Genomic DNA, 14,044 nt, shown 5'->3' with positions numbered 1-14,044 from the left:
TGAATATAACGATGAGATAGTCGAGGTCGCAATGAAAATGATAACAAAGCTAATTGCTGTAATGAGTAGTGCATGGTTAGTTGCTGGAGCTGTTCACGCAAAAACCACTGAGTATGATTACGTCATTGTTGGGGCGGGTGCTGCTGGCCTTTCTGCAGGCTTTACACTTAACGAAGCGAATCAGAACTTTATTATTTTAGAGAAAAATAACCGTGCAGGTGGTATTGCTGAAAATGGCCGTAAAGGACAGTTCCATTATGCAAAAGGCACGGAATATATTGGTGAGCCGGAAGGGGCGTTGAGGAATATCGTTTATAAGTTGAACATTCCAATGGTTGAGATCCCAACACCCATGGATGCAAGCTACTACCAAGGTAAGATGCATATCGGCAGCGATAGGGTGGCAAAGCTCACGAACGATATGGCAGGAGAGAAGCAGTTTAAGCACTTTCTTCAGTTACTCAAGAAAACGTTAACCCTTGCATCCAAAGAGGATTTACTAGCCTTGGATACAATCACTGCCAAGCAGTGGTTTGATGATAATCATATTGACCCGTTTATTCAGCGTCGTTACGACGTGATGTCTCGAGGACTATTTGGTGCCAATTTAAATGATATCTCAGCGTTGAGTATTTTGCCTGAAGTGGCATTTGATTACCTTGGTACCTCGTCTTACAGTGATTTGATGGAGCCTTCTGATGAGTCTGGCTCTTGGACGACAGAGCGAGGCATCAGCTTGATCACAGATACGATAGCGCAATATCTTGATGATCGCGTTCGTTATAACAGTGAAGTGACGAATATCATCAAGCTAGATGGTAAATATAAAGTGACGTTTTCTGAAGGTACAAGCGAGTCATTTGTCTTTGCTAATAAGCTGATAATAGCAACGCCAGCCCCCGTCACTGCTTGGATTGCAAAAGATGTCCTCACAGCTAAACAGAAAACATTATTGTCAAAAGTCGAGTACGCACAATACGTGACGGTCGCGTTATTTTCGGACTCCCCGATTTTCGATAAGGCGTTCGATCTTGCTATTTTAGACGGTGAAGTGGTGACGGATTTATACGACTCTACTTGGGTGGAGCGTTTTTATAACCCGGAGTTGAAAGATACAAAAGAATATATCGCCAGTGCTTATTTAGCGCCAAAAGGTGTTGCAGATAAATCATTAATGACGCTGAGTGATACACAGCTGATGACGATAGTTTATGACGAGCTATCAAATATTGTGCCTAACATACAAAGTAAAGTATCAGGCTACGATATTAAGCGGTTTAAGTATGCTTACCCTGTAATGAGCCTTGGGGCTTATTCTCGACTAAATACGTTAAAAAAGAGCTTTCAGGGGGTGTATCTTGCGGGGGATTACATGAAATATCCGACGATTGAAGCAGCCTTTAATTCTGGTGACTCAGCAGCAAAACAAGCAATGAATGATTAATCCCCTCCACCATATTAATTTGCACATTGCTAGATTTAGCACGTAAGGGTTACTGTGAAGAATTTAATATTTAAGCAATATGATGATTCGTATTTTGAAAGTTGTATTCGCCTCATACAAATTACCTGGAATTTACATGCTGGCTTTAAAGGTATTCCGGATGATAAAGCGGTTTATGCCTATTACTTGAAAACTTGCTTAAACTGGAATGCACATTTAGACATTATTGTTGATGAAGCCGATAACGTGAAAGGCATCTTATTTGGTAGCAATGAACATCCTTCACTGATTCGAGAATTAAGTTTTATGCGAACAGATAGGAAAATCAACAAGTGGAAGAATGAGCACCTTAAACGAGGCACATTTGGAGAACTGGATGCGGCGAAGAGGGAGTTTGCTAAGTTGACCTTGAATGACAAACTGGGTGAAGAGGATGCTGAGTTATTTGATAGCGAAATAAATCTTTTCATTGTCAGTCCAGAGCTTAAAGGCAAAGGACTAGGTCGTAAATTGATGGATCGTTACGTACATTTTTGTAAAACCTATGGTATCGCAACGGCTTTTCTATGGACTGATGTAGATTGTGATTATTCGTTTTATCAGAAGTATGGTTTTAAGATCCATAAGACTTTTAACTCTGCCAAGCAACATCACCGTGACGCCGAACACCAAGATGGTCTGGTGTTTTTTATTGTTATCGATCAAGTCTGAAATGATTAGCCTATAACGGTGAAGATAACAAAAAGCGGCTCGGGATTAACCGAGCCGCTTTTTCTATTTGAGCGTTAGCGTAATATCACAACTGAATATCTTTCAGTATGTACTGTTCGCTATTATTTGAATTCAGATTTACGCATACGGTTAAGTACCGCCATCACTTCAATAACACGCGGCTTAGCTAAATCACCGTAGTTTGGCATCATGCTAAACCAGTCATCATTGAGCATGTTCGCAAAGGCTTTACTCGGTACTTTTTCCCATCCTTTGCCTTGAGCCAGTTGGAACCATAGCCAGCCAATAGTGTGAAGTTGGCTTGAATCAGCGACTTGTTCAAGTGCTTTCAAATCTACTAATTCACGGCCAAAACGCATTGCTGTTTTGTCTTTTACTTGTACGCGGAACTTACCATCTTCAAGCAATGCTTTTAGAGCGGCACGATTGATAGGGCGAGTACGAGGGCGCTGTAATGATTCAGAACCTTCTAGTGCACGGCGCGTTGGGTGTGACGCAACCACTTCTTTTGCTTTTGCTGTTACATCAATGGCTTGGTAGTTATGCATTTGAATGACAGTATCAGCAACATCTAGGTAATCGCCAGAGCCACCCATTACCAGTAATACTGAAATATTTAGCTGGTCACGTAGGAGTGAAACGCGGTCAACAAGTGGTGTGATTGGTTCATCATCTTTGGCGATAAGCGCTTGCATACGCTCGTCACGGATCATGAAGTTAGAGGCTGAGGTATCTTCATCGATAAGGAGTGCACGTGCACCTGCTTCGATAGACTCTTGCAACCATGCCGCTTGTGAGGTTGAGCCTGATGCGTTTTGCGAGCTAAATGATGCCGTATCTTTACCCATTGGCAGGTTAGAGATGTACGGAGATAGATCAACATTATGAACGCAGCGACCATCTTCAGCACGGATCTTAGCCGCTGTTTCGTCAGAGACGATGTACTCACGGCCATCACCTGGTAGATGATCAAACACTGAGCTTTCAATTGCATTCAATAGGGTAGATTTACCGTGGAAACCACCACCAACGATCATGGTGATACCCGTTGGTACGCCCATGCCGCGAATTTTACCACGGTGTGGTGCGTCTAATTCAATCGCTAGCGATTCAGGTGCGATGAAAGGAACAGCATCAGCAAGTGGTGAATCATTATTACCAGCTAGACGTGGCAAAATACTGTTATCAGCTACAAAGGCTAATAAGTTGTGTTCTTTTAGCTGAGCACGAAGTGCAACTTGGTCTTCAACCGCTTCACAGTGACGTTTCATCGCTTCAATATCCAGTTCGCGTGCAATAGTCGCACGGCGAATGATTTTTGGCATGGTGAAGGTCAGTAGGTTTAGCGTTTTCTTGGCGATAATCGTACGACCGTCAGACGGCAGATTTACGCGAAAACGTAATTCAATACCTTCGTCGTCGAAGACAACAGCAGTACGATCAAGAACGGTTTGTCCTGGGCGGTCAATTCGGATCCCATTCTCTTGCTGAGCAAGATCGGCGAATGCACGCGCAATAAAATCACGTGCTGCACGTTGGTAATCTGCAGATTGGTCTTTCAGCCAAGCAAGATCAGTCAATGACCATGCGCGGTGCGCACGAACCCGAGAAGCTGGCGCGTATGGGTCTGCTTGGGTGATATCGATATAAAAGTCGAAGTCGACGAATTTGTATTCGCCACGAAGGCTAGAATAGCTGCGGTAATTGTGTCGATCGATTTTTTGTAATTTGGCTTCGAGAAGTTGCATAGTGCCTCGATATCAGTAGTTGTTCATTCTCGGGGAGGCGATACTACACCAAAGCGCTTAAATAAGCATGTGGCTTTTATGGTAATCCGTTGAAATAAAGTGTATCCCCTTGCCACTAAGGTCTAATTGCTGATTTACCCCTTTCGCTTATGCTGAGAATAGAAGTAAGTGCTATCAAAGGGAAGTGAACATGCTGCAAACAAGTCTGTCAGTCATAGAGATGCTTTTGATTACCTTAGGCGTGTTAATGATTGCAAAAAGCATGCTGCAATTTGGCCAGCGAACTCATAATTGGTTGGGTGTGGCGACCATGTTTTTTAAGCGGGTAGGGATGAACGTGGCTGAATACCGCTGGTATCGAATGGGCGTGGCGAGCTTTGTATTAGGTGTGGTTGTTCGTATTGTAAATTTGACGGTGTGGCCTGCTTATTAGCATGACGTAGCAGGTTATGACGTAAGTAAAACGCGGAATGCGTGCCATATATAAGGAGCCTATATTTCGTCTCTAGTCTAGATGGAATATAGGCTCTATTAAGTTTAAGCCCCTCGTGGAAGAGGAAGCAGCAAATCCACTCTCAAACCACCAAGATGGGCACGAGAAAGTTTTAATTCACCACGATAGCTATGGGTTAATTCATTCGCTATGTTCAAACCAAGGCCAGTGCCTGGGGTGGATTCATCAAGGCGCACACCGCGTTTTAACACTTCAATACAACCCTCGTCACTGATCCCTGGACCATCGTCTTCAATAACAAGGTGAACGGCTTGCTGTGTGTTTGGTTCAATATATACGCGGATTAAGTTATCAGCCCATTTGTAACTGTTTTCAATAAGGTTACCAATGATTTCATCAAGATCGCGCTTCTCGACGGCGACCACTATGTCGCTTTCTACTTCATTCACTAATACCAAACCACGTTGGGCGTAGACTTTATCCATTGCCATAGATATTGCATCAATACGGGCTGAAGGCTGGGTTTTAGCAGCAAGAATATTGGCTGCGCCAGCCATGCGAGCCCGACCTAGATGATAGTCGATATGTTGCTGTAACTGATTGATAGTAGGCGCTAACTTCTCCCTCGCGTCTTTTGGCAGCACAGTTACTTCATTGTTTAGAATTGCAATGGGCGTTTTTAGCGCATGAGAAAGGTTGCCCGATTGATTGCGCGCTCGTTCTAGCAACTCTTGGTAGTGGAAAAGCAGTGCATTTAAGTCATCAATAACAGGTTGCACTTCTTTAGGGTAATTTGCCTTGAGCTCAGTTGTATCACCGTCACGTACTTGCTTAAGATTGGCTTGTAGTTTTTTCAGTGGTAGTAATGACCAACTTACTTGGAGCCAAGTGAGCATTAGCATACCAACGGCCATGATCAGTAATAAAATCCATAAACCTTGGTTGAGCTGGTGCAGCGTGTCGTTAAGACGGCTTTTATCTATCGCGATAGTTAAGGAGACGGGATCATCAATGTCAGGTAGATAGATGTCACGCTCGACAGTCAGTAATGCTTGGTCGTTTGGCCCTGTGAAGCCTTCCTCTTCGTTGCCTGAAATACGGCTATCCCACAATGAGCGAGAGCGAAGTTGGAATTGTTCGGTACTGAGCGACCAATATAAACCGCTGTAGGGTGATTGAAATCGAGGGTTAGCCATCGGCGCGGTAATGGTAATACGTCCATTGGCATCGGTATCGGCCAGCGCAGTTATTTCATCAAGGTACAGGTCTAGTTGTTGCTTTTCTTGATCCACTAAATATTGATGGATAACGTTAGGGACGAGATAACCCGCACTCAGGGTGATCAGCAATAGCCAAGCAGCCGCCGCAAAAAGTAAGCGGCTGCGAAGACTTGCGGGTGTTCGGTTGGCCTTATTTTGCATCGGCATTAATGCGGTATCCTAGCCCTCGAACAGTTTTGATGACATCACCACCAATTTTTCGGCGAATGCGACCAATGAAGACTTCAATGGTGTTGGAGTCACGGTCGAAATCTTGCTTATAGATATGCTCAACCAGTTCAGTACGAGAAATCACTTTATCAGTGTTATGCATCAGGTAAGCAAGCACTTTAAATTCAAGTGCTGTTAAGTCGATAGCTTGGCCTTGCCACATGACTTTAGATGTACGTGTATCTAAGCTTAGGCCGCTTGCTTGAATCACTGGTGAGCCACTGCCTGATGCTCGACGAAGTTGGGCACGTAAACGAGCGACTAATTCAACCATTTGAAAGGGTTTTGTAAGGTAGTCATCGGCGCCTGCATTTAATCCTTCAACACGCTGAGTTAATTCATTTCGGGCACTAAGAATAACCACGGGCGTATTGACGTTTTCATCGCGAATACCTTTAAGTACGGTTAACCCGTCTAATTTAGGTAGCCCCAGATCAAGGACAATGGCATCCCAAGGCTCTGAGGTCGCGCGGTATAATGCATCGATGCCATCACATGATAATTCGGCAACCCAGCCATTTTGTTCTAGGCCTTCAACAATTTGACCGCCTAGCGTAACTTCGTCTTCAACAACTAAGATTTTCATTCTGTTCCCTTGATAATATTCTCAAGCTGACGCCCTGATATTTTGATAATAGAAAGCGTACGGGCATCGTATTCAACTTTGACGATATTATTGTTTGGATCGAGCAATTTTAGCTCATAGATCCAGATATCATCATCTTCTTCTAATTCCACTTTGATGATACGACCATGTAATTGACGCGCAACGGTCGTTTGTAATGCCGAAAAAGATTGGATCAGTCCTTGTTCAACGGCTTCCATGAAATCATCATGATCTTCGTCGATTTCTAATCGTGGTGTGGGGGCAGCGGTTGCTGTTGCACTCATCAGGGCAATCCAGCAAATAATCGTGCTTAATGTCAGTGACTTAATGATTTTGCTTACCTTCATAAGTACCTTCCACCAGTGAATATTTATCATGGTGAGTATTGTAAGTGATGCAAGGTGAACTCAAAGTGAACATTTTGCTCTCATTCTACCCTGTCAATTGAGTGCATTGTAATTAGTTTGATATGTGTCGCAGATCGAATTACTGCTTGCATTAATATCCGTTATATATAAATGGTTTTAGACGTGCTAATTATTATAAGGGATATTATGCGGTTATCTTTAAAGATGAAATTGGTTTTATCAAGCCTTTCATTAATTTTTTTGACAATTGTCGTATTGAGCTGGTTTTCGTATCAATCAATGAAGGACCAAGCATGGAGTGCAATTCGTAGCGAAAGTCACAATACTGCAGCGGCTTATAGCAAAGGGATCGGTGATTGGTTTGGTGCCCGCCAGCAAGCAGTTCAAGCACTAAAAGAAGCGATTGAACTCAAACCAAACTTAGACATTGTTTCTCACTTAAAACAAACGCTAGTGGCGGGTGATTTTGGCCTAAGTTACTACGGTACCCGTGAAGGTGTGATGCACCGTCATGATCCGTCCTTGAATAAAGCTGGATACGATCCTCGTACCCGCGGTTGGTACAAAGAAGCATATGCTGCTCGCCAACCTATCACGACCAAGCCGTATGTTAGTCATACTATGCAAACCTTGGTGGTGACATTGGCTGATCCTGTATTTCAGCAAGGTGAAATTGTTGGTGTCGCAGCCTCTAATCTTGCCATGGGTGAATTGGTAAAAGATATCCTCAATATTAACGTGCCAGGTAAAGGTTATGCCATGCTACTTGATACCCGCGATAATGTTGTTGTTGCTCACCCTAATGCAAAAATGCAATTAAAACCACTGACAGATATTGGTGCAGATTTTGCCGCTGATAAGCTTCAGCGCGTTATGGCGGGAGATAACTTCTTCTTTAGCCAAGTGGGTGGTGTAGAAAAAGCGGTTGTTGTCGCAGCGGTGCCAAATACCTCTTGGGCGATTGCGCTAGTGATGGATCAAGACACACTTGAAGCACCGATGCGCGACATGTTGATTAAACAAGCTTTGATTGGTCTCGTGATTCTACTCTTTGTGTCTGTCTTCGTGGCATGGTTAGTTACTCATCAATTGCGTGAATTGAACACAGTGTCAGATGCATTAGCAGATATTGCTAATGGTGAAGGGGATTTGACAGTACGCATTGATGTTCAAACCGACGATGATATTGGCAAATTGGCAGACAACTTCAATCAGTTTGTTTCACGCCAGCACGTGATGGCAACGAAACTGCGTGATATTACCCATCACCTGAATGAAGCAGCAGCAAACACGGCTGATTCCGCGTTTGCGCGTAGTGAAAGTATTCGTCGTCAACAAGATGAAATCACTATGGTGGCGACGGCCGTGGCTGAAATGGCTAGTGCCACGCAAGAGATTGCGAATAATGCTGAAAATACGGCTAAAAGCGCTGAAGAGGCAGTGGGCCTGTCTGAAAATGGTCATGTTCAGGTTGGGCAAAGCCAAACTTCTATTGGTAACTTAGCGCAAGAGGTTGATAGTGCAGTGAATATCATTGAGCACTTGAATGATCATGCGTTAAAAATTAGTTCTATTCTTGCCACCATCCGTTCGATAGCGGAGCAAACAAACTTGTTAGCCCTAAATGCAGCAATAGAAGCGGCACGTGCTGGTGAGCAAGGTCGTGGTTTTGCTGTTGTGGCTGATGAGGTACGAGTGCTGTCGCAACGTACACATACTTCTACTGAAGAGATTCAATCGATGATTGAAACTTTACAGTCAACGACGAAGCAAGCGGTCGATGTTATGTCTGATAGCCATCAATTAGCTGAAACCAGCGTTCAAGATGTGAACAATGCTGGTGTTAGTCTTGATGATATTGCACGCCAAATTACAGTGATTAATGATATGTCTACTCAGATTGCTTCCGCAGCGGAAGAACAATCAAGTGTCACAGCAGAAATTAGCCGTAATACAGAGGGTGTTCAAGAAGTTGCCAATCAGATGGCTGAAGAAGCACTGGCCGCGGCAAAACAAGCGGAAGGGTTGAAAGCCTTGGCTGATCAGTTGGAACAAGAAGTTGAACGTTATAAGCTATAAAGTTCTGATGCTTAGAACCTCGAATAGTTAAGTTATTAATTTATCTATCTATCAATAAAGCCCAACATCGTTGGGCTTTTTTATATCTATTGTTTTTACGTCTAAATGATTAGTTATGTATATATTAACCATTGACTATGTATAGATGTCGTGAATGTTCGGTTTTTATAAAGGTTTTAAAGGTTATTAAGTATATTTTCAAGTTTAATTAAAAATCGCAAACAGTACTGATGATTAGAGTACAAAACAAAGCCACATCTTTTATTGGTTATAACTTTAATTAATTCATGTTTTTAGATTAAAAGTTAAAGTAAAGATTCCATTTTTAAAGAGTATGAGTAAAAGGCTCGTATGCTATTAATAGGATCTCATAATAATACAATCAAGGAAGTAGGAAAGTGAGTGCAACATTATCTAATGATAAGAGTTTAATAAAGAGTCAAGTCTTCAATGTAACTACCATTACTTTTCTCGGTCAGTTTGCATCTTATTCAATTATGTCAATCTTCATTCTTTTTCTAACCATGCCGTTAGCAAAAGATGGGTTGGGTATGACGGAAAAAGAAGCCTATGAGTTTATGGGAGTAACGCAAGCTATTGGTTATATGATGCCAATTTTAGCGGGTTTCATTATTGATAAATACTTAGGCCTACGTCGAGGTATCACCCTTGGTATCGTACTCTTGGCAGTTGCCTACGGCTTGGTGTATTTAGGTAGTTCTTATGTCCATGTATTTGGTACGACAGCATTTATTGCCGCTTATGCATTAATCCCAGCAATCAACGCCTTAGTGGGGTCGCCTTCATCGGCGCTGGTGAGTAAGATCTATAAGCAAGACGAAGTCGGTAGTAAATCTGGTATGACTTATTACTACATGTCTATCAATATCGGCTCGTTAGTGGGGATTGGCCTTGCGCCACTTTTAATGGATAGCCAATATGGCGTAATGTCAGTGCTAGGTATTGTTGTTATAGGTAAAGCATTAGCGGCTTTAAACTTCGTTGCTAAGCATAATATCTATGAAAATGTTATCGATGATAAAGATAAAAGTAAAATGACACTTAATCGACTGATTCCTGTTATTTGTTATTTGGTTGCAGGTTATGCGGTTGCTTTCTTTGCTTATTTAAATCCACATGTAAGTACATATATTATTGGCATTGGGTGTGTAGCGGGTATTTCAACTTTCTGTGTTCGAACATTATTATTATCTGGTGATGATAGAACCAAGCAATTAGTGGCAACCTTCCTAATTGTTGTTGCGATCATCTTTTTTGTTTTGTATAACCAAATGGCCACAACCATGGTTATGTTTACAAAGAACAATACTGATTTGTCACTACTTGGTATCAACTTATCAGCCGCGCAATTTCAAATGATTAACCCATTCATTATTCTGCTGATCGGTTCAGCATTGCCGAAGTTTTATAGCAAATACCAAAACTTCACGATCCCATATCAATTCTCGGTCGGTGTTATCTTGGCGGGTGTTTCTATGATAGCACTTTGGTTTGGTGCAACGCAGTCTTACGACACCGGGATTGTTAATGCAAACTATGTTGGTTTGTCATATCTATTAGTTACTATTGCTGAACTCTTTGTTAGTGCTGTAGGGCTTTCAATGATCGGTCTTTATTGCCACCCGAAAATGATAGCGTTCGCGATGGGAGCTTGGTATTTGGCCTCGTCAATGTCTAACTTAATCTCGGGGCAGTTAGGTAAGTTGGTTGCTGTTCCACAAGGGAGTACGGATAAAATTGGCTCTTTGCATGCCTACGCCGATTACTTTTTTTCGATGGGAGAAATTGCGATCCTTGCAGGTGTGGGCCTTTGCTTTGTGATGTATGTGCTGCAGAATGCGTTACGAAGAAGAAATATCTCTATTGCTTGTTAATTTCTTAAATAATTGTACGTAGTGAATTATGTAGAGCCCCTATATGGGGCTCTTTATGAGCTTTAGGGGATGAAGGGTATTCAAGTCGCTAAGATATAATTGGGTGGATATGAGATAGCCAAAACAAGAAGGTCTTGATACTCAGGAGTTGAACAATAGCGAACAACGTAGCAAAATGCCTTGATTCCAATCGACGAATCTATTCGTGACTGTAAAGGTAAGATACTAACATGGCTAGCACAGCAGCAGCGCTTCACATTCTTGTTAAGCACAAAGAACAAGCCGATGACATCCTAAAGCAACTAAAGAAGGGTGCAAAATTTCAAACACTAGCGAAGAAGTACTCGACGTGCCCGTCAGGTAAACGAGGTGGTGATTTAGGTGAGTTTCGTAAAGGTGCGATGGTTCCTGCATTCGATAAAGCCGTGTTCTCTGGCAAAGTACTAGAAAACCTTGGTCCAGTAAAAACCAAATTTGGTTACCATATCATCAAGGTACTTTACCGCACTTAGCTTGAACGCATACACCTTATCGCTTATTTCGCGATATGGATGAGCCCCTAAGTCAATGGCCTCGCTTTATGCGAGGTTATTTGTTTTTGCATGCCATACTTTGCTATTTCTAGATATAGAAATGGTTGCGTTTTCGCTTGGTTTTGATTAGAGGAAGTGGAGGTTAAAGCCTAAAAACATCGATGGCAGACGCTCTCAGGCTTTAAATAATGCTATACAGATGTCGGCATCATTTTTTGCAGTAAACGGATCATCTCATCTTGTTCTTTAGGTTCAAGCACATCAAGGATCTCTTTATTTACTTTCAAGGCAACAGGTTGCAAAGTGCCTTTCAAATCTCGTCCAGCCTTCGTTAAATAAATACGATATGAACGACGGCTGTTGGGATCGTCACGACGTTCAACGAGCCCTAATACTTCGAGTTTGTCAATAATGCGTGTCGTGGTGGAGTTTTCCACTTTGGCGATTTGGGCAATCTCTCGCTGAGTTACCCCTTCTTTTTCCCATAAGCACATCATGGTTGGCCAGAGTGAACGTGGAAAATCATGCTTTGCAAGCTCAGTTTCGAGGTTTTTGGCTGCTTGGCTTGCGACTACATTGATCATCCAACCAAAACTCTTTTGCCTATCAAATTGTTCGTCCATTATTTTTCTCTTATGCGAATGCAACTATTGCAATAGTAACGAATCCTGCGACAGTTAGCACGAGTAATGCACGTGCGTTAGACGCAAAATACAGTGTGTGAGGTGTTTCTCGTGTTTCTTTTTGATAGCCCGTTAACATAGCCATGACCAGTGGTTTAGCGCGTAATTTGTAGATAAGAATTGCACCAAGGTGCAAAGCGATCAGGACAGGCAATCCATTGGCTAAAAGAAGATGGATACCTTCTAATGCTGCAAAAACACTGTCTGTGAGCCAATAGTCAGAAAAAGGAAGGTTATCGAGCAATCCTGCAAGGGCTAGTCCTGAGATACACTGCAATAACAGAGTCCCTATCATACAAAGAACCATCCATCCTCCCAGTGGGTTATGGCCTGCTTTAGCGTTTTCTTTACCGCGCAAATAACGGAGCACACTTGATGGTGATCGTAGGAAATACGTAAACCGGCTGGTGTCACTGCCAACAATTCCCCAAATTAATCGCCACATAATCAAAGTAAACAACATAAGCCCAAGAGGGATATGTGCGTCTTTACCTGAAAAGCCAGATGCAAGAAGTAAGCAAAATAAAGTGGCTTGCAACCAGTGATAAATGCGTGCGGAAAGATCCCAAATTTTCATTCTATACCCTTAATCAGTGTTCGATGCGTTGATGCTCTATCTATACGATGGAAATAATTTACACAGCAATAGTTGCAATTGCAACTATTGCTGTGTAAATTAAAAAGCAAGCCAGCAGTGGCAACCAATCAAACTTGGAGAGAGTTATGAGAAAGCGAATGAAGAAAAAAGTATGTGCCTTGGTCTTGCTACCGCTGGTTATTAGTTTGCCAGTGCTTGCGAAGGCAGGTATTGATAGTTACGACCAAGCGATCGCCCAGCGTCAAACAGCCTTTAGCAGCATAGAAAGCGATTTGAAAACAGCTTCAAAAAGTATTGATGGTCAAGATTCTGATTGGCAGCAACTTGTTTTGATAAGTGAGCAACTTGCTGATCACAGTAAAGCGTTGATGACATTATTCCCTGAAGGAAGTCAAAGCGGCAGTAAAGCGAAAAAAGAGGTATGGAATAAGCCTGAAAAATTTAATGCTTTGTTGGCTCAAATGGATACGGGCTTTCAACAAATGCATCAAGCAAGCGAACAGCAAAACCTTAGTGAATTAAAAACAGGATTGTCGCAAGCCGAAAAGACTTGCCGCAGTTGTCACCGTAGTTACCGTTCGCGCTTTTAACCAATAGCCGAATTAGAAAGAACGTCAGCAAAATAAATATAATTAACCAAAAGGGTAGAACCATGAAAAAATTAATGACTATTGCCACTGTTATCTTTGCTTCTCTATCGGTAAGTACTGCTGTCTCTGCTGCTGATTACGGGGTTGAACTCGCATGGAACACTAATGACGCGAATGATGTACTAGCGACGATGTCGGAGCAACGTGCTGCTTTTGGCCAGTTAGTGAATAACGGTGAAATTAAAGATATGTTTGTCTTTGATAGCAGTATTGACGGTAAGCCGATGAAACTTATTCGTTTTGTTATTGATGCGACAGATGAAGCCAATGCCAAAGCGAAGTTGGCAAATTTGCCTCTTTATAAAAAAGAACTGGTAAAAATTAATAATGTACGCTTGCTAGGCAATAAATGGCTGGATAATACACCCGTACATAAAAATTATGGGGTGACATTTACATGGCGTGAAGGCATTGATGCACTCGAAATGGATCGTGTTTTAGGTGTCGATTTACAACGTGTTATTGGTTTAAATCAGGCGGGCCTCATTACATCTTCATACTTGAATACCCAAATGCTCGCTGATGGTGTAGAACGTCCAATTTATAATGTTTCCTTTTTAGCAACAGATGCACAGCATGCGCGTGAATTGAGCAAACAATTTGAGGCAGTCAACTTAGGTTATGCTACGGTTGAAGTGATGTATCTTGGCCATAAAGTACAACTTACTCAGTAAGCTATCACGGCATAAATCGCTGTTATATGAGATATAGAAAAACCGCCAACTTAGCCATTGGCGGTTTTTGAAGATTATGTTGTTACTCA

Annotated in this window: 14 protein-coding genes; 8 read left to right on the top strand and 6 right to left on the bottom strand. The window is 42.2% G+C overall.

What is annotated here, in order from left to right; translation table 11 throughout:
• The first annotated feature begins 31 nt into the window (after nt 1-31).
• Both OCU77_RS21295 and OCU77_RS21290 read left to right on the top strand, forming a co-directional pair.
• Nucleotides 32-1,444 carry an FAD-dependent oxidoreductase gene (locus tag OCU77_RS21295; RefSeq protein ID WP_048897671.1) on the top strand — a complete coding sequence of 471 codons (1,413 nt, stop codon included), beginning with the start codon at nt 32-34 and terminating at the stop codon, nt 1,442-1,444.
• Nucleotides 1,445-1,498: 54 nt separating this feature from the next.
• Entirely contained in the window at nt 1,499-2,155 is a 657-nt protein-coding gene (locus tag OCU77_RS21290; protein WP_048897619.1) for a GNAT family N-acetyltransferase, read from the top strand.
• Nucleotides 2,156-2,277: 122 nt separating this feature from the next.
• Here OCU77_RS21290 and OCU77_RS21285 read toward each other — a convergent pair whose 3' ends face one another.
• Entirely contained in the window at nt 2,278-3,924 is a 1,647-nt protein-coding gene (locus OCU77_RS21285; protein ID WP_048897620.1) for an ABC-ATPase domain-containing protein, read from the bottom strand.
• 190 nt (nt 3,925-4,114) lie between these two features.
• Between OCU77_RS21285 and OCU77_RS21280 the strand changes: the two genes are divergently transcribed.
• Nucleotides 4,115-4,357: a hypothetical protein gene (locus OCU77_RS21280; protein WP_048897621.1), complete on the top strand. Its 243-nt coding sequence runs from the start codon at nt 4,115-4,117 to the stop codon at nt 4,355-4,357.
• Nucleotides 4,358-4,461: 104 nt separating this feature from the next.
• On the opposite strand, the gene OCU77_RS21275 is transcribed toward OCU77_RS21280, so the two are convergent.
• Genes OCU77_RS21275 through OCU77_RS21265 form a run of 3 tightly spaced genes read right to left on the bottom strand, consistent with a single transcriptional unit; the run spans nt 4,462 to nt 6,822 of the window.
• Nucleotides 4,462-5,805 carry an ATP-binding protein gene (locus OCU77_RS21275; RefSeq protein ID WP_107302612.1) on the bottom strand — a complete coding sequence of 448 codons (1,344 nt, stop codon included), beginning with the start codon at nt 5,803-5,805 and terminating at the stop codon, nt 4,462-4,464.
• Nucleotides 5,789-6,454, bottom strand: a complete 666-nt coding sequence (locus OCU77_RS21270) for a response regulator transcription factor (RefSeq protein WP_107302613.1) — start codon at nt 6,452-6,454, stop codon at nt 5,789-5,791. The genes OCU77_RS21275 and OCU77_RS21270 overlap by 17 nt, the downstream gene beginning before the upstream one ends.
• The gene (locus OCU77_RS21265; RefSeq protein WP_107302614.1) at nt 6,451-6,822 is read right to left on the bottom strand and encodes a PepSY domain-containing protein; all 372 of its coding nucleotides are present in this window, start codon (nt 6,820-6,822) and stop codon (nt 6,451-6,453) included. The genes OCU77_RS21270 and OCU77_RS21265 overlap by 4 nt, the downstream gene beginning before the upstream one ends.
• 207 nt (nt 6,823-7,029) lie before the next feature.
• On the opposite strand from OCU77_RS21265, the gene OCU77_RS21260 reads away from it, so the two are divergent.
• From OCU77_RS21260 to ppiC, 3 genes are all read left to right on the top strand, one after another.
• The gene (locus tag OCU77_RS21260) at nt 7,030-8,922 is read left to right on the top strand and encodes a methyl-accepting chemotaxis protein (RefSeq protein ID WP_048897623.1); all 1,893 of its coding nucleotides are present in this window, start codon (nt 7,030-7,032) and stop codon (nt 8,920-8,922) included.
• A gap of 398 nt (nt 8,923-9,320) precedes the next feature.
• The gene (locus tag OCU77_RS21255; RefSeq protein WP_048897624.1) at nt 9,321-10,817 is read left to right on the top strand and encodes a peptide MFS transporter; all 1,497 of its coding nucleotides are present in this window, start codon (nt 9,321-9,323) and stop codon (nt 10,815-10,817) included.
• A 230-nt stretch (nt 10,818-11,047) separates the two neighbouring features.
• Complete coding sequence (gene ppiC, locus OCU77_RS21250) at nt 11,048-11,329, top strand: peptidylprolyl isomerase PpiC (protein ID WP_048897625.1); 282 nt, start codon at nt 11,048-11,050, stop codon at nt 11,327-11,329.
• Nucleotides 11,330-11,541: 212 nt separating this feature from the next.
• On the opposite strand, the gene OCU77_RS21245 is transcribed toward ppiC, so the two are convergent.
• Nucleotides 11,542-11,973 (bottom strand): MarR family winged helix-turn-helix transcriptional regulator, encoded by a 432-nt coding sequence (locus OCU77_RS21245; protein WP_048897626.1) that lies wholly within the window; start codon nt 11,971-11,973, stop codon nt 11,542-11,544.
• Nucleotides 11,974-11,983: 10 nt separating this feature from the next.
• A complete protein-coding gene (locus OCU77_RS21240) occupies nt 11,984-12,610 on the bottom strand; it encodes a cytochrome b/b6 domain-containing protein (RefSeq protein ID WP_048897627.1) in 627 nt (208 codons plus the stop codon).
• 146 nt (nt 12,611-12,756) lie between these two features.
• On the opposite strand from OCU77_RS21240, the gene OCU77_RS21235 reads away from it, so the two are divergent.
• On the top strand, nt 12,757-13,221 hold the full coding sequence (locus tag OCU77_RS21235; RefSeq protein WP_315972521.1) for a c-type cytochrome: 465 nt from the start codon (nt 12,757-12,759) through the stop codon (nt 13,219-13,221).
• Nucleotides 13,222-13,283: 62 nt separating this feature from the next.
• A complete protein-coding gene (locus OCU77_RS21230; RefSeq protein WP_048897628.1) occupies nt 13,284-13,955 on the top strand; it encodes a PH domain-containing protein in 672 nt (223 codons plus the stop codon).
• Nucleotides 13,956-14,044: the final 89 nt, after the last annotated feature.

It is taken from the genome of Photobacterium swingsii (assembly GCF_024346715.1).
GTDB lineage: Bacteria > Pseudomonadota > Gammaproteobacteria > Enterobacterales > Vibrionaceae > Photobacterium > Photobacterium swingsii.
Note: the sequence above shows the minus strand (reverse complement) of the source record. Positions and strands in the feature narration are given on the sequence as shown.

Coding starts and splice junctions, on each gene's coding strand:
- OCU77_RS21285 (WP_048897620.1), bottom strand. CDS start 3,924: ATGCAACTTCTCGAAGCCAAATTACAAAAAATCGATCGACACAATTAC.
- OCU77_RS21230 (WP_048897628.1), top strand. CDS start 13,284: ATGAAAAAATTAATGACTATTGCCACTGTTATCTTTGCTTCTCTATCG.
- OCU77_RS21235 (WP_315972521.1), top strand. CDS start 12,757: ATGAGAAAGCGAATGAAGAAAAAAGTATGTGCCTTGGTCTTGCTACCG.
- OCU77_RS21245 (WP_048897626.1), bottom strand. CDS start 11,973: ATGGACGAACAATTTGATAGGCAAAAGAGTTTTGGTTGGATGATCAAT.
- OCU77_RS21275 (WP_107302612.1), bottom strand. CDS start 5,805: ATGCCGATGCAAAATAAGGCCAACCGAACACCCGCAAGTCTTCGCAGC.
- OCU77_RS21240 (WP_048897627.1), bottom strand. CDS start 12,610: ATGAAAATTTGGGATCTTTCCGCACGCATTTATCACTGGTTGCAAGCC.
- OCU77_RS21280 (WP_048897621.1), top strand. CDS start 4,115: ATGCTGCAAACAAGTCTGTCAGTCATAGAGATGCTTTTGATTACCTTA.
- OCU77_RS21260 (WP_048897623.1), top strand. CDS start 7,030: ATGCGGTTATCTTTAAAGATGAAATTGGTTTTATCAAGCCTTTCATTA.
- ppiC (WP_048897625.1), top strand. CDS start 11,048: ATGGCTAGCACAGCAGCAGCGCTTCACATTCTTGTTAAGCACAAAGAA.
- OCU77_RS21270 (WP_107302613.1), bottom strand. CDS start 6,454: ATGAAAATCTTAGTTGTTGAAGACGAAGTTACGCTAGGCGGTCAAATT.
- OCU77_RS21295 (WP_048897671.1), top strand. CDS start 32: ATGAAAATGATAACAAAGCTAATTGCTGTAATGAGTAGTGCATGGTTA.
- OCU77_RS21265 (WP_107302614.1), bottom strand. CDS start 6,822: ATGAAGGTAAGCAAAATCATTAAGTCACTGACATTAAGCACGATTATT.